This window comes from Aeromonas sp. FDAARGOS 1418 (genome assembly GCF_019048585.1).
GTDB lineage: Bacteria > Pseudomonadota > Gammaproteobacteria > Enterobacterales > Aeromonadaceae > Aeromonas > Aeromonas caviae.
This window is the reverse complement of sequence record NZ_CP077387.1, coordinates 1,627,501-1,644,234: the sequence shown is the minus strand read 5'-3', so window position 1 is coordinate 1,644,234 and position 16,734 is coordinate 1,627,501. Positions and strand designations below refer to the sequence as shown.

13 protein-coding genes, 2 rRNA genes and 1 riboswitch (1 of these 16 only partly in view) are annotated in these 16,734 nt (G+C 61.1%); of the genes, 8 read left to right on the top strand and 7 right to left on the bottom strand.

What is annotated here, in order from left to right; translation table 11 throughout:
- Positions 1-51: 51 nt before the first annotated feature.
- The 4 genes from leuB to I6L48_RS07930 all read left to right on the top strand — a co-directional run bounded on the left by leuB (position 52) and on the right by I6L48_RS07930 (position 4,308).
- Positions 52-1,137 (top strand): 3-isopropylmalate dehydrogenase, encoded by a 1,086-nt coding sequence (leuB, locus tag I6L48_RS07945; RefSeq protein WP_216987934.1) that lies wholly within the window; start codon positions 52-54, stop codon positions 1,135-1,137.
- 32 nt (positions 1,138-1,169) lie between these two features.
- Positions 1,170-2,567, top strand: a complete 1,398-nt coding sequence (gene leuC, locus I6L48_RS07940; protein WP_113069685.1) for a 3-isopropylmalate dehydratase large subunit — start codon at positions 1,170-1,172, stop codon at positions 2,565-2,567.
- 99 nt (positions 2,568-2,666) lie between these two features.
- Complete coding sequence (gene leuD / locus I6L48_RS07935) at positions 2,667-3,266, top strand: 3-isopropylmalate dehydratase small subunit (protein ID WP_216987933.1); 600 nt, start codon at positions 2,667-2,669, stop codon at positions 3,264-3,266.
- 112 nt (positions 3,267-3,378) lie between these two features.
- Positions 3,379-4,308, top strand: coding sequence for a hypothetical protein (locus I6L48_RS07930; protein ID WP_042016676.1), 930 nt, complete (start codon positions 3,379-3,381; stop codon positions 4,306-4,308).
- A gap of 51 nt (positions 4,309-4,359) precedes the next feature.
- Here I6L48_RS07930 and I6L48_RS07925 read toward each other — a convergent pair whose 3' ends face one another.
- Positions 4,360-4,650: a PilZ domain-containing protein gene (locus I6L48_RS07925; protein WP_010673149.1), complete on the bottom strand. Its 291-nt coding sequence runs from the start codon at positions 4,648-4,650 to the stop codon at positions 4,360-4,362.
- A 91-nt stretch (positions 4,651-4,741) separates the two neighbouring features.
- Positions 4,742-4,832, top strand: a riboswitch (TPP riboswitch).
- Positions 4,833-4,915: 83 nt separating this feature from the next.
- Between I6L48_RS07925 and thiB the strand changes: the two genes are divergently transcribed.
- The 4 genes from thiB to I6L48_RS07905 all read left to right on the top strand — a co-directional run bounded on the left by thiB (position 4,916) and on the right by I6L48_RS07905 (position 8,528).
- On the top strand, positions 4,916-5,896 hold the full coding sequence (gene thiB / locus I6L48_RS07920) for a thiamine ABC transporter substrate binding subunit (RefSeq protein WP_216987932.1): 981 nt from the start codon (positions 4,916-4,918) through the stop codon (positions 5,894-5,896).
- Positions 5,872-7,500 carry a thiamine/thiamine pyrophosphate ABC transporter permease gene (gene thiP, locus I6L48_RS07915; protein WP_216987931.1) on the top strand — a complete coding sequence of 543 codons (1,629 nt, stop codon included), beginning with the start codon at positions 5,872-5,874 and terminating at the stop codon, positions 7,498-7,500. Before thiB ends, thiP begins: the two co-directional genes overlap by 25 nt.
- A gap of 140 nt (positions 7,501-7,640) precedes the next feature.
- Positions 7,641-8,351: a thiamine ABC transporter ATP-binding protein gene (gene thiQ / locus I6L48_RS07910; RefSeq protein ID WP_216987930.1), complete on the top strand. Its 711-nt coding sequence runs from the start codon at positions 7,641-7,643 to the stop codon at positions 8,349-8,351.
- Between the two features lie 15 nt (positions 8,352-8,366).
- Positions 8,367-8,528, top strand: a complete 162-nt coding sequence (locus tag I6L48_RS07905; RefSeq protein WP_216987929.1) for a hypothetical protein — start codon at positions 8,367-8,369, stop codon at positions 8,526-8,528.
- A 67-nt stretch (positions 8,529-8,595) separates the two neighbouring features.
- On the opposite strand, the gene I6L48_RS07900 is transcribed toward I6L48_RS07905, so the two are convergent.
- The 6 genes from I6L48_RS07900 to I6L48_RS07875 all read right to left on the bottom strand — a co-directional run.
- Complete coding sequence (locus I6L48_RS07900) at positions 8,596-9,966, bottom strand: PhoH family protein (RefSeq protein WP_041214576.1); 1,371 nt, start codon at positions 9,964-9,966, stop codon at positions 8,596-8,598.
- Between the two features lie 206 nt (positions 9,967-10,172).
- Positions 10,173-10,856: an NrdJb gene (locus I6L48_RS07895; RefSeq protein WP_216987928.1), complete on the bottom strand. Its 684-nt coding sequence runs from the start codon at positions 10,854-10,856 to the stop codon at positions 10,173-10,175.
- 9 nt (positions 10,857-10,865) lie between these two features.
- Positions 10,866-13,013, bottom strand: coding sequence for an adenosylcobalamin-dependent ribonucleoside-diphosphate reductase (locus I6L48_RS07890; RefSeq protein WP_216987927.1), 2,148 nt, complete (start codon positions 13,011-13,013; stop codon positions 10,866-10,868).
- 204 nt (positions 13,014-13,217) lie between these two features.
- Positions 13,218-13,670, bottom strand: a complete 453-nt coding sequence (locus I6L48_RS07885; RefSeq protein WP_029313820.1) for a pullulanase — start codon at positions 13,668-13,670, stop codon at positions 13,218-13,220.
- 309 nt (positions 13,671-13,979) lie between these two features.
- Positions 13,980-14,094: ribosomal RNA gene (gene rrf / locus I6L48_RS07880) — 5S ribosomal RNA — on the bottom strand.
- Between the two features lie 123 nt (positions 14,095-14,217).
- Positions 14,218-16,734: ribosomal RNA gene (locus tag I6L48_RS07875) — 23S ribosomal RNA — on the bottom strand (it continues 372 nt past the right edge of the window).

Sequence of the window (16,734 nt, the reverse complement as noted above, 5' to 3'; positions counted from 1 at the left end):
CGGACCGGCCTCCCGGATGAAACGGAATCACACTATCAAGACGGAGAGAGTATGAGCAGTTATCGGATCGCAGTATTGCCGGGTGACGGCATTGGCCCGGAAGTGATGGCAGAGGCCATCAAGGTACTGGAAAAGGTGCAGACCAAATTCGGCTTCTCCCTCGACTATGGCCGTCACGACGTCGGCGGCATCGCCATCGACAACCACGGCACACCGCTGCCCCAGAGCACGATCAAAGGCTGCGAAGCGGCCGATGCGGTGCTGTTCGGATCGGTGGGCGGCCCCAAGTGGGAGCACCTGCCGCCCAACGATCAGCCGGAGCGCGGTGCCCTGCTGCCCCTGCGTGCCCACTTCAAACTGTTCTGCAACCTGCGCCCGGCCCGCATCTACACCGGTCTGGAGCAGTTCTCCCCGCTGCGTGCCGACATCTCCGATCGCGGCTTCGACATCGCCTGCGTGCGCGAGCTGACCGGCGGCATCTATTTCGGCCAGCCCAAGGGGCGTGAAGGGGAAGGCGCCACCGAGAAGGCCTTCGACACCGAGGTGTACCACCGCTTCGAGATCGAGCGCATCGCCAAGATAGCGTTTGAATCGGCCCGGGTGCGCAAGGCCAGGGTCACCTCCATCGACAAGGCCAACGTGCTCGCCTCCTCCATCCTGTGGCGCGAGGTGGTGACCGAGGTCGCCAAGTCCTACCCGGACGTGGCCCTGAACCACATGTACATCGACAACGCCACCATGCAGCTCATCAAGGATCCGTCCCAGTTCGACGTGCTGCTCTGCTCCAACCTGTTCGGTGACATCCTCTCCGACGAGTGCGCCATGATCACCGGCTCCATGGGGCTGCTCCCCTCCGCCAGCCTCAACGAATCCGGCTTCGGCCTGTTCGAGCCGGCCGGTGGCTCGGCCCCGGATATCGCCGGCAAGGGGATTGCGAATCCCATCGCCCAGATCCTCTCCGCCGCCCTGATGCTGCGTTACAGTCTCGGCCAGGAAGCCGCTGCCCAGGCCATCGAGCAGGCCGTGGCCCAGACCCTGGCAGAAGGCTATTTCACCGCCGACCTGCATCAGGCCAGCGCCACGCACCCGGTGCAGAGCACGGCCGACATGGGCAGCCAGATCGCCGCGCGCATCTGATCCCACGGCATCGATAACAAGGAAACCGAGCAATGTCCAAGACCCTCTATCAGAAAGTGTTCGACGCCCACGTGGTGCGGGAAGTGGAAGGGGAAACCCCTCTCATCTACATCGACCGTCATCTGGTGCATGAAGTGACCAGCCCCCAGGCATTCGACGGCCTGCGCGCCATGAACCGCCAGCTGCGTCGCCCGGATCTGACCTGGGCCACCATGGATCACAACGTCTCCACCACCACCAAGGACATCGCCGCCTCCGGCGAGATGGCCCGCATCCAGATGGAGACGCTCGCCGCCAACTGCAAGGCGTTCGGGGTTCGTCTCTATGACTTGAACCACAAATACCAGGGCATCGTCCACGTGATGGGCCCTGAGCTCGGCATCACATTGCCAGGCACCACCATCGTCTGCGGTGACTCCCACACCGCCACCCACGGCGCCTTTGGCTCGCTCGCGTTCGGTATCGGCACCTCCGAAGTGGAACACGTAATGGCCACCCAGACCCTGAAACAGGGCCGCGCCAGGACCATGCGTATCTCTGTCAACGGCAAGCTGGCCGCAGGCATCAGCGCCAAAGACGTGGTGCTCGCCATCATCGGCAAGGTGGGTCACGCAGGCGGGACCGGCTACGTGGTGGAGTTCGCTGGTGAAGCCATCGAGGGGCTCACCATGGAAGGGCGCATGACGGTGTGCAACATGGCCATCGAGCTCGGCGCCAAAGCGGGCATGATTGCCCCCGACCAGACCACCATCGACTACATCCGTGGCAAGGTGTTCGCTCCCAAGGGGGAGGCGCTGGAGCAGGCCATCGCCTACTGGCTGACCCTCAAGAGCGACGAAGGTGCCCACTTCGATGCCGAAGTGGTGCTCGACGCCGCCGACATCGCCCCGCAAGTGACCTGGGGCACCAACCCGGGCCAGGTGATTGCCGTCAATGAGCCCATCCCTGCCCCGGAATCCTTCGCCGATCCGGTGGAGCAGCAGTCCGCCCGCAAGGCCCTCGCCTACATGGACCTGCAACCGGGCCAGAAGCTCTCCGACGTGGCCATCGACAAGGTGTTCATCGGTTCGTGCACCAACAGCCGCATCGAGGATCTGCGCGCTGCCGCCGCCATCGCCCGTGGCCGCAAGGTCGCCGCCGGGGTACAGGCCCTGGTGGTGCCGGGCTCCGAGCAGGTGAAGGCCCAGGCCGAGGCCGAGGGGCTGGACAAGATCTTCATCGAGGCAGGCTTTGAGTGGCGTTTGCCCGGCTGCTCCATGTGTCTGGCCATGAACAACGACCGGCTGCAACCGGGGGAGCGCTGCGCCTCCACCAGCAACCGCAACTTCGAGGGGCGTCAGGGTCGTGCCGGTCGCACCCACCTGGTGAGCCCGGCCATGGCCGCCGCCGCCGCCGTCACCGGCCGCTTCGCCGACATTCGCGCGCTGTAAGAGGGGTTGAGGATGAAAGCAATCAAACAACACGGACGGCCCTTCGCCGTCACCGACATCATCTTCGCCGACATTCGTGCACTGTAAGAGGGAACGTACATGACAGGTTTCAAACAGCATAAAGGGATCGTCGTTCCCCTCGACAGCGCCAACGTCGACACCGACGCCATCATTCCCAAGCAGTTCCTGCAGAAAGTGAACCGCATCGGCTTTGGCAAGCACCTGTTCCACGACTGGCGCTTCCTGGACGATGCAGGGGAGCAGCCCAACCCGGAGTTCGTGCTGAACAAACCACAATTCGCCGGTGCCAGCATCCTGTTGGCCCGCGAGAACTTCGGCTGCGGCTCGAGTCGCGAGCACGCCCCCTGGGCGCTGGCGGACTACGGCTTCAAGACCATGATCGCTCCGAGCTTTGCCGACATCTTCTACGGCAACGCCATCAACAACGGCATGGTGCCGGTTCGTCTGAAGGAGGAAGAGATCGACGCCCTGTTCCAGCTGGTCGCTGCCCAGCCGGGCATCGAGATCGAAGTGGATCTGGAGGCCAACCAGGTGCGTGCAGGCAGCCTCACGTTCGGCTTCGAAATCGACGAGTTCCGTCGCTACTGTCTGCTCAACGGGTTGGATGCCATCGGTCTGACCCTGCAGCACGAGGCCGCCATCAGCGCCTTCGAGGCGAAGCAGCCAAGCTGGATTTGACGAGCCTGCGACAAGAAAGCGAGTAGAATCAACAGGGAGCCGAGGCTCCCTGTTTTATTGTCGGGTCGCTGTACAAAGCCCGCCACCTCTGCATGTCCGACAGGAGACACCCATGTCCGCAAGGGGCGCCCTTTCATTGCTCTGCCTGCTGCTCAGCCTCCCGGCCCTGGGCGGGCAGACCTCTTTCACCAACAGTGGCGGTCAGCTCAACGTCGGCTGGCAGGACAGGGAGGGCAAGGCGCAGCAGCTCAGCTACCGACTGGAGGCGGGCAAGCTGCCCCCTCTCATCGCTTACCGTCCGGCCAGGATGCAGGAAGACGTACTGCAAAGCCTGCTGCAACAGGCCCCCCTAGCGTTCCCCGAGGTGCAATTCTCCCTCGTTCGCCCCGCCATGAGCCTCAGCATCAAGAGCCGCAACGCCGACAAGGCGCGGGAAGCATCCCAATGGGTCAAGCCCGAGCAGGCCAAACTGGAGGCCGCCTGGCTCACGCAGCACTACTTCCAGCCCTTCACTGCCCCCGACGGCGCTCCCGCCATCAAGCAGGATCATGTGCGCATCGCCCTGGAGAGCCGGGACGAACTGGCCCCGTTGATGGAGCAGCTCAAGCAGGAAGGGGCCACCGAGACCGAGGCGCGCCAGAAGACGGTGGCCCACATGCTCGACTTCATCCAGGCCATCCCCTATCAACTGCTCGACAGCCAGTCGGGCCGCTCTGGCAAGGGGTTTCTGAGCCCGCGCCAGGTGCTGGAGCAGAACCGGGGGGATTGCGACAGCAAGGTGACCCTGATGGCCGCCCTGCTGGCCCAGGGGTATCCCGATCTCAAGCAGGCCATGGTGTTCGTGCCGGGACACGCCCTCCTGGGGGTGGCCCTGCCAGCCAAACCGGGGGAAGCCACCTTGAGCCGGGCGGGGGAGACCTACCTCCTGATGGAGCCGACCGGCCCGGCCCAGCTGCCCATGGGCCAGCTCGCGCCCACCAGCAAGACGCTGGTCGACAGCGGCCAGTTGAGCGTGCAGCCGGTGCAGGATGAGGGGAAATGAGACAGGCCAGCCCATGGCTGGCCTGTCTCGAGGAGGACGGGCGCCCGGGTCTCAGGTGAGGGAGAGAAACTCCAGCGCCAGCAGGAGACCGTCTTCTTCCTCCAGCACCCGCACGATGCGGGCCTGGGCCTCGAAGGGAGGCAGAAGATTGCTGCTGGTCGCCAGGCTCACCCGGATGGGCTGGGCCAGATCGAACTCGTGCTTGTTCACCTCGACGCCCATGCCGTTGGCGCTGAGATCCCGGCAGACCCCCTCCAGCACCTGCTGATGCTGGAACAGGGTGACGGGGGCATTGATGACCATGCGCTGGAAGGCACGTCTTTCCTTGGTGCTGGTGATCACTGGGGACTTCCTCCTTGGTGGTGGCTCGCACGATGCGGCCCGTGAAACATAGTGCTGGCCTCCCCCCAGGAACGCCAATACAATGCGATGCGTTGCTCAAACGGGGTGCGGTTTACCGCTGAGATTATACCCGTGAACCTGATCCAGATAATGCTGGCGGAGGAATTTGAGGCATGGCGCGCGTTTTTTGTGCCCTCATCCGCCGGCGCTCACCACACGCGAGGTGCCATTGATGAGCACCCCGATATCCACAGGAGTGCCATTGATGAAGACCCTGCTGCTGATCGCCACCAGCCTGCTCTCTGCCCAGGCGTTTGCCGCCGACACCCTCACCGTCTACACCTACGGCTCCTTCGCCGCCGAATGGGGGCCGGGCCCCAAGATCAAGCAGGCCTTCGAGAAGGAGTGCGGCTGCACCCTCAATCTGGTGCCCCTCGAGGATGGCGTCGCCATCCTCAACCGGCTGCGGCTGGAAGGCCAGCACAGCAAGGCCGACATGGTGCTGGGGCTGGACGATGCCCTCATCAGCGAGGCCAAGCAGAGCGGCCTGTTCGCCCCCCATTCCACCAGGCTCGATGACCTCAAGGTGCCGGGTGGCTGGCAGGATGACACCTTTGTCCCCTATGACTACGGCTACTTCGCCTTCGTCTATGACAGCAACAAGCTCAAGCAGCCCCCCAAGAGCCTGAAGGAGCTGGCGGCACGTCCCGATATCAAGGTGATCTATCAGGATCCCCGCACCTCCACCCCGGGTCAGGGCCTGATGCTCTGGATGAAGTCGGTCTACGGGGATGAGGCACCGACCGCCTGGGCGCAACTGGCCAAAAAGACGGTCACCGTCACCAAGGGGTGGTCAGAGGCCTACGGCATGTTCCTCGACGGCGAGGCGGACATGGTGCTCTCCTACACCACCTCCCCCGCCTATCACCTGATTGCCGAGAGCAAGCCCCAGTACCGGGCGGCCGCGTTCGAGGAGGGTCACTACCGCCAGGTGGAAGTAGCAGCCAAGCTCAAGGGCGCCACACAGGGCAAACTGGCTGACCAGTTCCTGCAATTCATGGTGAGCCCCGCCTTCCAGAACGAGATCCCCGGCGGCAACTGGATGTATCCGGTGACAGACGTGGCGCTGCCCAAGGGGTTCGAACAGATGATCACTGTAGCTAAGCCCCTCACCTTCAGCTCTGACGAGGTGGCCGCCAACCGCAAGGGGTGGATCCGCGAATGGCTGCAAGCCGTCACCCAGTGAGTTCAGGTCGTCGTTCCCTCTGGTGGCTGCCCGGCAGTGCAGCCACCCTGGTCATCCTGCTGCTCTCCATTGGGCCGCTGGTCGCCCTGTTGTGGCAGGCGGGGACCCTCTCCCCCCGCGCCCTGCTAGGCGATCCCTACCTGCGCCACGTGCTGGGTTTCAGCCTCTGGCAGGCACTGCTCTCCACCCTGCTGAGCCTGGGGCTTGCCATCCCGGTGGCCAGGGCCCTGGCGCGACGCCGTTTCACCGGACGCCGCCTGCTGCTCAAGCTCTTCGGCCTCTCCCTGGTGTTGCCGGTCATCATCGCCATCTTCGGCATGGTGGCGGTGCACGGTCGCCAGGGCTGGCTGCCGCAACTGCTGCACGGCCTGGGCATGGATCCCGGCAACTACCTCTATGGCCTGTTCGGCATCCTGCTGGCCCATGTCTTCTTCAACATGCCGCTGGCCGCCCGCCTCATTCTGCAGAGCATAGAGAGCATCCCCGAGTCCTCCTGGCGCCTCGCCAGCCAGCTCGGCATGCGCTCCTCCCACATCTTCCGGCTGCTGGAGTGGCCGCTCATCCGCGGCATCTTGCCGGGGCTCGCCAGCCTCATCTTCATGCTCTGCTTCACCAGCTTCACCACAGTGCTGGCGCTCGGGGGCGGCCCCAAGTCCACCACACTGGAGGTAGCCGTCTACCAGGCGCTGCGCTTTGACTTCGATCTCGCCACCGCTGGCGGGCTCGCCCTGGTGCAACTGCTGCTGACCCTGGCCCTGCTCCTGCTGCAACACAAGCTGCAGACCACCCCGGCCAGTCGCCTCACCAGCCGTCGCCCCTGCCTGCGTCCCGACAGACACCAGAAGGGCAGCGCTCTGGTAGATGGCCTTGCCCTGACCATGGGGCTCGCCATCTTCCTGCCGCCCCTGCTGGCCATCGTGGTCGCCGGGTTCAACCCCGGTCTGCTGGCGGCGCTCGGCTCACCCCGGCTGTGGCAGGCAGGGGGGCAGTCCCTGGGCATAGCCCTGGCGGCGGGCTCCCTGGCCACTTTACTCGGCGCCGGGCTGCTGCTCACCAGCCGGCATCTGAGGGTGCGGGATCGCAAACGGCGGGCCGCCGCCCTGTGGGAGGCCAGCGGCTCCATGATCCTGATGATCCCGGCGGTGGTGCTCTCCACCGGCCTCTTCATCCTGTTCATGCCCTTCACCGACGTCTTTGCCCTGGGCCCCTGGCTGGTGGTGCTGGTCAACGCCCTGATGGCGCTGCCCTATGTGCTGCGCACCCTCTCGGCCCCCATGCAACTGGTGGTGCGCCAGTACGATCGGCTGGCGGACAGCCTGGGAGTGCGCGGCCTGCATCGCCTGCGCCTGGTGGAGTGGCCCCTGCTGCGCCGCCCGCTGGCCCTGTCCATGGCGCTCTCGATGATATTGTCCCTTGGGGATCTTGGGGCCATCGCCATGTTCGGCAGCCAGACCCTCACCACCCTGCCCTGGCTGCTCTATCAGCAGCTCGGCAGCTACCGGCTGACCGAGGCGGCCGCCACCGCCCTGCTGCTGCTCACCCTCTGCTTCTCCCTGTTCTGGCTGGTGGAGCGGGGACTGGGAGGCAGACATGTGGATCACTGATCCCCGGCGGCATTGCCGCCCCCCAGCCCCCAGGATCCGGCCGGGCACGCCCCTGGGGCGCCCCTTGGGGCAGTCACTCACGCTGCCTTTCATCAATTTTTCTTACTGTTGTTCTATAAAACGACATTCAGGAGACAAACATGCTGGTAATTGAGGAGCTGGTCACCAGTTATCCCGACTGGCAGGTGACCTTCAGCGCGACCTTGCCCAAGGGGGAGATCACCGCCCTCATCGGTCCGAGCGGCGCCGGCAAGTCCACCCTGCTCGGCATGATCGCAGGCTTCGTGCCGGTGGAGTCGGGCACCCTCACCTTCGACGGCCAGGATCTGCTGTCACTGGGCCCCGCCGAGCGCCCGGTCACCACCCTGTTCCAGGATCACAACCTCTTCCTGCACCTGTCGGTGTTCGACAACATTGCCATCGGCCTGCATCCCGGCCTGCGCTTGAATCCGGCCCAGAAAAGGCAGGTGCAGGAGGCCGCTGACAAGGTGGGCCTGGGGGAGATGCTGACGCGCCTGCCGGAGCAGCTCTCCGGCGGCCAGCAGCAGCGGGTGGGGCTGGCCCGCGCCCTGGTGCGGGGCAGGCCGCTGCTGCTGCTGGACGAGCCCTTCTCGGCCCTCGATCCGGCCCTGCGGCGGGAGATGCTGGCGGAGGTCGCCCGCCTCGCCTGCGAGCAGGGCATCACCGTGCTGATGGTCTCTCACAACCCCGAGGATGCCCAGCTCATCGCCGATCAGGTGCTCTTCATCGACGCGGGACGCATCGCCTTGCAGGGCAAGCCGGATATCCTGCAAAGCAGCGATCACCCGGGGCTGCTGCGCTACCTGGGCCGCGCTCTGTCGCCACAGTGAAGGGCTGACAAGCTGATGGTCTCTCCCTGTCGTTCCCAGGACGATGCCCAGCTCATCGCCGATCAGGTGCTCTTCATCGACGAGGGACCCATCGCCTTGCAGGGCAAGCCGGATATCCTGCACAGCAGCGATCACCCCGGGCTGCTGCGCTACCTGGGCCGACCGAGAGAGACATGAGATAGAAGGGATCAAAAAAGGGAAGCCACCTGGCTTCCCTTTTCATGAGTGGCCAGTTGGCCGGGGATCAGAGGTTTTCCTCGGCAAACGAAGCCAGCCGGCTGCGCACCACCCCGTTCAGGAAGATATTGGCACTGCCGTCGAAGTCCTTGAACCGCTCGACGATGTAGGTCAGACCCGAGGTCACCGGGCTCAGGTAGTTGGAGTCGATCTGAGCCAGGTTGCCGGAGCAGACGATCTTGGTCCCCTCCCCGCAGCGGGTGATGATGGTCTTGATCTGGGACGCGGTCAGGTTCTGGCACTCGTCCAGCAGCACGAAGGTGTTCTGGATGCTGCGCCCGCGCATGAAGTTGACCGATTTGAACTGGATGTTGGCCTTCTCCATGATGTAGCTGAGGGACCCGCTCATGTTCTCGTCCTGCTTGTGCAGCACCTCCAGAGTGTCGGTGACCGCCGCCAGCCAGGGCATCATCTTCTCTTCTTCGGTGCCGGGCAGGAAGCCGATGCTCTCGGCGATTTCCGGGGTATTTCGAGTGACGATCACCTTCTCGTAGATCCCCTTCTCGATCACCAGCTCCAGCGCCGCCGCCATGGCGAGCAGGGTCTTGCCGCAGCCCGCCGGGCCGGTCAGGATCACCAGGTCGATGTGCGGATCCAGCAGGGCATCCAACGCCATGCCCTGATAGACGTTCTTGGGATGCACCCCCCAGGCCTTGCGGGACATCAGCCGCTCGCGGCCGAGATCTTTCAGGCGGATCTTGTTGCCGTCGTGGCTCAGCACCCGCGCGGCAAAGAAGTTCTCCTCGTCCAGCAGGTACTGGTTGACGTGGACGCCCTCCAGCAGGTTGGCATCGATGACGTGGACCGTATCGCGGCCATGGGTTTCGCTGTCGCACTCACCGACCCGCTCCCAGAAGCTGCCGGGCACCACCTGGAAGCCCTTGGCGAGCAGGCGGATGTCGTCGATGAGCTGGTCGCTGCGGTAATCCTCCACATGGGCAAGACCTGCTCCCTTGGCCTTGAGGCGCATGTTGATGTCTTTGGTGACCAGCACCACCTGACGCTTCATCTCGTGCTTCTGCAGATAGAGGGCGGCGTTGATGATGCGGTTGTCCGCCTCCTTGTCGGTGAACACCTCGGCATCCTGGGGCAGATGGTGGTCGCTGAAGATGGAGATATGGCCGCTCGCCTCGCCGGCCAGCGCCACCCCTTGCACTATCTGCTCCGGAGTCGCATCGCGGAACACATCTTCCAGGGCACGGATGGCGATACGGGCATCACGGCTGACGTCCTTCTGGCGATCCTTGATGTTGTCGAGCTCTTCGAGCACCGTCATGGGGATGAGCACGTCGTGCTCTTTGAAGGAGTAGATGGCGAGGGGTTCGTGAAGCAGAACGTTGGTATCCAGGATAAACAGCTTTCGGTCCGTGTTGTCCATAAGCATCCTCCTTGGCACTGAAGGTGCCACGTGTGTGAATCTCAGATGTCATTGAAACCACACGGCCGTGACAGTTTTATTACCCCCAACGCTACGCCCGAATTTACCGGTGCGCAACAAATCGCTGCCATCATGGGCGTCGTTCGAACATAAAATCAGCAACGAAAAGGCCGGCATGTCGCCGGCCTTTGGTGGCAATCAGCCCCTCAACCGCACTTGGAATCCCCGCAGTTGAGACAGGTCATGCAGCCATCCTTTTGCACCAGCGCCTTGGTGTGGCACTTGTAGCAGAGCGCGGCACTGGATGGGAAACCGCTGCCCGCCGGCTGCTCTTCTGCCTGTTGCTGTGCCTGCAATTGTGCCTGCTTCTCGGCCAGGAACGCCTGCTGGTGCTCGTCCAGCCCAGGTACCTTGAGCATGCCGATCTCGGTGAGATGGGTTTCGATCACGTTGCCAATTTCGGCGATGAGCGAAGGCACGTACTTGCCCTTGTTCCAGTAGCCCCCCTTGGGATCGAACACGGAGCGCAACTCCTCCACCAGAAAGGTGACGTCCCCTCCCTTGCGAAACACCGCCGAGATGATGCGGGTCAGCGCCACTATCCACTGATAGTGCTCCAGGCTCTTGGAGTTGATGAAGATCTCGAACGGGCGCCGGGTCTCGTGCACCGTGCCCTCGTTGAGAATGATGTCGTTGATGGTGATGAACAGCGAGTGCTCGGAGACGTGCTCCGGCGTCTTCAGCTTGTAGGTGGTGCCCATCAACCGTTCCGGGCGCAATACGGTTTCATGCATGTGCACCACGTCATCCTGGGGCGTCGGCGCATCTTGCGGCTCATCCCGGGTTTTTACCTTGTAGGCGACGATTTTTCTGTCGATCTTCTTGACCATGTCTCGTCCTCAGAACTTGCCGTAATAGCCTTCTTTCAAGGCATCATAGAGGTTGGCGGCGGTGTGCAGCTCGCCATCGTATTCGATCTCCTCGTTCCCCTTCGCCGTGATGACGGTGCCATCTTCCAGGGTGAACTCGTAACTTGTGTTCTCCAGATCCTTCTCCTTCACCAGCACGCCCTGGAAGGCGGCCGGGTTGAAGCGGAAGGTGGTACAGCCCTTGAGGCCGGAGTCCGAGGCATAGAGGTAGATATCCTTGAACTGCTCGAACGGAAAATCGGTCGGCACGTTGGCGGTCTTGGAGATGGAGGAGTCGATCCAGCGCTGGGCCGCCGCCTGGATATCCACGTGCCCGGTCGGCGTGATGTCGTCCGCGGTAATGAAGTAATCCGGCAGGCGGCTACCTTCCTCCTCGGCATAGGGCATGGCGGCCGGGTTCACCAGCTCGCGATAGGCCAGCAGCTCGAAGGTGTAGACATCCACGCTCTCCTTGCTCTTCTTGCCCGGTTTGATGACATTGCGGCTGTAGTGGTGGGCAAAGCTCGGCTCGATGCCGTTGCTGGCGTTGTTGGCGAGCGACAGGGAGATGGTACCGGTCGGCGCTATGCTGCTGTGGTGGGTGAAGCGTCCGCCCACCTCGGCCAGCTCGGCCACCAGAGCGGGATCCACCTCGGCCACCTGCTGCATGTAGCGGCTGTAGCGGGCATGCAACACCTTGCCCTTCACCTTGTCGCCGAGCTTGATGCCATCTGCCGCCATTTCCGGGCGCAGACGCAGCATCTTGCCGGTGACTTCGAACTCCTGCTCCATGATGGGGGCGGGCCCCTTCTCCTTCGCCAGACGCAGAGACTCCTGCCAGCCGGTCATCGCCAGCTCCTGGGAGACCTGTTCGGTGAAGGCGACGGAGGCCGCAGAGCCGTACTTGATGCGCAGCATGGTGAGGGTCGAGCCCAGCCCCAGGAAGCCCATGCCGTGGCGACGCTTGGCGGTGATCTCCTCGCGCTGCTTGGCCAGCGGCAGCTGGTTTATCTCCACCACGTTGTCGAGCATGCGGGTGAAGATGGCCACCACCTTGCGAAACGCGGGCCAGTCGAAGGCGGCCTGCTCGGTGAAGGGATCGCGCACGAAGGTGGTCAGGTTGACCGAGCCCAGCAGACAGGCCCCATAGGGCGGCAGAGGCTGTTCACCGCAGGGGTTGGTGGCACGGATCTCTTCGCAGAACCAGTTGTTGTTCATCTGGTTCACCTTGTCGATCAGGATGAAACCGGGCTCCGCATAGTCGTAGGTAGAGGTCATGATGACGTTCCACAGCTTGCGCGCGGGCAGGGTCTTGTAGACCTTGCAGGCCACCTGACCCAGCTCGTTGATCACCACACCCTCCTTGTTGGGCCAGTCCGCCCAGACCACCCTCGCAGGGTCATCCAGCGCGATGCCATCCTGCTCCACCTCCTTGGCGGTGTAGGGGAAGATCAGTTGCCAGGGGGCATCCTCCTTCACCGCACTGACGAACTCTTCCGTGATAAGCAGGGAGAGGTTGAATTGACGCAGGCGACCATCCTCCCGCTTGGCCTGGATGAACTCGACGACATCGGGGTGACGGATATCCATGGTGCCCATCTGGGCGCCACGACGGCCACCGGCAGAGGAGACGGTAAAGCACATCTTGTCGTAGATATCCATGAAGGAGAGCGGCCCGGAGGTATAGGCTCCCGCTCCCGAAACGAAGGCTCCGCGCGGTCGCAGGGTCGAGAAGTCGTAACCGATGCCGCAACCCGCCTTCAGGGTCAGCCCCGCCTCGTGCACCTTGCCGAGGATATCGTCCATCGAATCCTCAATGGTGCCGGAGACGGTGCAGTTGATGGTGGAGGTCGCCGGCTTGTGCTCAAACGCCCCGGCGTTGGAGGTGATACGGCCCGCCGGAATGGCACCATTGCGCAGGGCCCACAGGAAGGGTTCATACCAGGTGTCGGGTTCGCGCTCCTGCGCTGCCAGCGCGCGAGCGACACGCTGGTAGGTCTCGTCGATGGAGCCGTCGATGGGGGCGCCATCCTTGCTCTTGAGACGATACTTGCTGTCCCAGATCTCGAGAGACGTCTCCTGCAGAGGGATCTGGCGGCTGGCGGTGACGCCCTCCAGTACCGGAATGGATTTAGCCATGGTCAATCAACCTCCTGTGAATGGGGCAATATCGTGACAAAAATACTACCAGTAGTAAATTTAAGAACTTAAAACACAATATATTGTGATTCATCCGTCGTAAGGGCGCCGATTCTATCCTAAAAAAATGCCCCGGCCAGCAGATTTCTGGGCCAGGGCATTTAACCGGTTCAATTTCCGAGAGATTTAAAGCGAGAGACTATCTCAGGGTTTCTTGACGTATACGCTCGGTGTCTCACCCGCCATATTCAGATAGAACTCATAGACGCCATCCGCCTCGGGCGAGAACTTCATGTCCTCATACTTGGAGCACGGATTGACCGGTACAGGTTCCCCGCCGAGCACGGCAACGCCATCGCTCGGGCTCTTGTAACCGAAGTTGGTGCCACAACTCCAGCCGGAGTCGGCAAACTTGAACTTGTAAGGAGCCCACTCTTTCTTGAGCGTCCCCTTGGCCATGTAGAGCTTGTCGGCAACCTTGACGACCTTGCTTTCGTCGGTGGCCATCCAGTCGTTCATCTCACCACGCAGGTAGATGGACTTGCCGCCGAAGTCGCTGTTGTCCGCCGCCGCCTGCTCTGCACCACCATTGGATGCGCAACCGCCTAATACCAGGGTTCCCGCCGCCAGCATCATCGTTACTGTTCTTTTGAACATGTGTCCATTCCTCAAATTATTGTGATTCCTTGGTCCATCGATGTGGACCCGGGAATTAAACCAGAGCAGGCATGACAAGAAAGGTAGAAGCATCACATTCTGTGCTTTTTATATCCAGAATGCGGGTCTTCGAATAGATATTGAGCAGAAATAGGCCGCAAACAAGTCGATATTGGCTGGGATGATGAATGCGAGTATCAGAAAACACGGCGGGAAACAGCACCATAGTGCCCGCCAGCCCTCCAGTGAGGGCTGAATTTCAGACAATAAAAAACCCCGCTCGAGTGAGCGGGGTTTCTCGTGTTGGGTGCCTGGCAGTGTCCTACTCTCGCATGGCGAATGCCACACTACCATCGGCGCTACAGCGTTTCACTTCTGAGTTCGGCATGGGGTCAGGTGGTTCCACTGCGCTATTGCCGCCAGGCAAAATCTTCAATCTGAAAAAGCTGACGTGAATAACGACTTTGCTAGTTGCTGGTCATTATCACTGAATTTGTAAGTAGTTTATGCACTTGCTACAAGGCCCAGAACACTTCTTGGGTGTTGTATGGTTAAGCCTCACGGGTAATTAGTATGGGTTAGCTCAACGTATCGCTACGCTTACACACCCCACCTATCAACGTTGTGGTCTCCAACGGCCCTTTAGGACCCTCAAGGGGTCAGGGATGACTCATCTCAGGGCTCGCTTCCCGCTTAGATGCTTTCAGCGGTTATCGATTCCGAACTTAGCTACCGGGCAGTGCCACTGGCGTGACAACCCGAACACCAGAGGTTCGTTCACTCCGGTCCTCTCGTACTAGGAGCAACTCCCTTCAATCATCCAACGCCCACGGCAGATAGGGACCGAACTGTCTCACGACGTTCTGAACCCAGCTCGCGTACCACTTTAAATGGCGAACAGCCATACCCTTGGGACCGACTTCAGCCCCAGGATGTGATGAGCCGACATCGAGGTGCCAAACACCGCCGTCGATATGAACTCTTGGGCGGTATCAGCCTGTTATCCCCGGAGTACCTTTTATCCGTTGAGCGATGGCCCTTCCATTCAGAACCACCGGATCACTATGACCTACTTTCGTACCTGCTCGACCTGTCCGTCTCGCAGTTAAGCTGGCTTATGCCATTGCACTAACCTCCTGATGTCCGACCAGGATTAGCCAACCTTCGTGCTCCTCCGTTACTCTTTGGGAGGAGACCGCCCCAGTCAAACTACCCACCAGGCACTGTCCGCGAGCCCGATTCAGGGCCCTGCGTTAGAACATCAAACATACAAGGGTGGTATTTCAAGGACGGCTCCAGCGCAACTGGCGTCACGCCTTCAAAGCCTCCCACCTATCCTACACATGTAGGTTCAATGTTCAGTGCCAAGCTGTAGTAAAGGTTCACGGGGTCTTTCCGTCTAGCCGCGGGTACACCGCATCTTCACGGCGAATTCGATTTCACTGAGTCTCGGGTGGAGACAGCATGGCCATGGTTACACCATTCGTGCAGGTCGGAACTTACCCGACAAGGAATTTCGCTACCTTAGGACCGTTATAGTTACGGCCGCCGTTTACCGGGGCTTCGATCAAGAGCTTCGCTTGCGCTAACCCCATCAATTAACCTTCCGGCACCGGGCAGGTGTCACACCCTATACGTCCACTTTCGTGTTTGCAGAGTGCTGTGTTTTTGATAAACAGTCCCAGCCATCTGGTCACTGCGACTCCCGACAGCTCCATCCGCAAGGGACTTCACCATCAAGAGCGAACCTTCTCCCGAAGTTACGGTTCTATTTTGCCTAGTTCCTTCACCCGAGTTCTCTCAAGCGCCTTGGTATTCTCTACCCGACCACCTGTGTCGGTTTGGGGTACGATGACTTGTAATCTGAAGCTTAGAGGCTTTTCCTGGAAGCAGGGCATCAATGGCTTCCGCACCGTAGTGCGTTCGTCTCGTGTCTCAGTGTTGTGTCTCCGGATTTGCCTAGAAACACCACCTACGCACTTTCACCAGGACAACCGTCGCCTGGCCCACCTAGCCTTCTCCGTCCCCCCATCGCAATTACAAGTCGTGCAGGAATATTAACCTGCTTCCCATCGACTACGCCTTTCGGCCTCGCCTTAGGGGTCGACTCACCCTGCCCCGATTAACGTTGGACAGGAACCCTTGGTCTTCCGGCGAGGAGGCTTTTCACCCCCTTTATCGTTACTTACGTCAGCATTCGCACTTCTGATATCTCCAGCATGCCTCTCGACACACCTTCGCAGACTTACAGAACGCTCCCCTACCACTCACACTTAGTGTGAATCCGCGGCTTCGGTGCCTGGTTTGAGCCCCGTTACATCTTCCGCGCAGGCCGACTCGACTAGTGAGCTATTACGCTTTCTTTAAATGATGGCTGCTTCTAAGCCAACATCCTAGCTGTCTGAGCCTTCCCACATCGTTTCCCACTTAACCAGAACTTTGGGACCTTAGCCGGCGGTCTGGGTTGTTTCCCTCTTCACGACGGACGTTAGCACCCGCCGTGTGTCTCCCGGATAGTACTTACTGGTATTCGGAGTTTGCATGGGGTTGGTAAGTCGGGATGACCCCCTAGCCCAAACAGTGCTCTACCCCCAGTAGTATTCGTCCGAGGCGCTACCTAAATAGCTTTCGGGGAGAACCAGCTATCTCCGAGTTTGATTGGCCTTTCACCCCCAGCCACAGGTCATCCCCTAACTTTGCAACGTTAGTGGGTTCGGTCCTCCAGTTGATGTTACTCAACCTTCAACCTGCCCATGGCTAGATCACCCGGTTTCGGGTCTACACCTTGCAACTAGACGCCCAGTTAAGACTCGGTTTCCCTACGGCTCCCCTATACGGTTAACCTCGCTACAAAATGTAAGTCGCTGACCCATTATACAAAAGGTACGCAGTCACCCCGAAGGGCTCCCACTGCTTGTACGTACACGGTTTCAGGTTCTATTTCACTCCCCTCACAGGGGTTCTTTTCGCCTTTCCCTCACGGTACTGGTTCACTATCGGTCAGTCAGGAGTATTTAGCCTTGGAGGATGGTCCCCCCATATTCAGACAGGATGTCACGTGTCC

Coding starts and splice junctions, on each gene's coding strand:
- leuD (WP_216987933.1), top strand. CDS start 2,667: ATGACAGGTTTCAAACAGCATAAAGGGATCGTCGTTCCCCTCGACAGC.
- thiP (WP_216987931.1), top strand. CDS start 5,872: ATGGCTGCAAGCCGTCACCCAGTGAGTTCAGGTCGTCGTTCCCTCTGG.
- thiB (WP_216987932.1), top strand. CDS start 4,916: ATGAAGACCCTGCTGCTGATCGCCACCAGCCTGCTCTCTGCCCAGGCG.
- I6L48_RS07900 (WP_041214576.1), bottom strand. CDS start 9,966: ATGGACAACACGGACCGAAAGCTGTTTATCCTGGATACCAACGTTCTG.
- I6L48_RS07895 (WP_216987928.1), bottom strand. CDS start 10,856: ATGGTCAAGAAGATCGACAGAAAAATCGTCGCCTACAAGGTAAAAACC.
- I6L48_RS07885 (WP_029313820.1), bottom strand. CDS start 13,670: ATGTTCAAAAGAACAGTAACGATGATGCTGGCGGCGGGAACCCTGGTA.
- thiQ (WP_216987930.1), top strand. CDS start 7,641: ATGCTGGTAATTGAGGAGCTGGTCACCAGTTATCCCGACTGGCAGGTG.
- I6L48_RS07930 (WP_042016676.1), top strand. CDS start 3,379: ATGTCCGCAAGGGGCGCCCTTTCATTGCTCTGCCTGCTGCTCAGCCTC.
- leuB (WP_216987934.1), top strand. CDS start 52: ATGAGCAGTTATCGGATCGCAGTATTGCCGGGTGACGGCATTGGCCCG.
- I6L48_RS07890 (WP_216987927.1), bottom strand. CDS start 13,013: ATGGCTAAATCCATTCCGGTACTGGAGGGCGTCACCGCCAGCCGCCAG.
- leuC (WP_113069685.1), top strand. CDS start 1,170: ATGTCCAAGACCCTCTATCAGAAAGTGTTCGACGCCCACGTGGTGCGG.
- I6L48_RS07905 (WP_216987929.1), top strand. CDS start 8,367: ATGGTCTCTCCCTGTCGTTCCCAGGACGATGCCCAGCTCATCGCCGAT.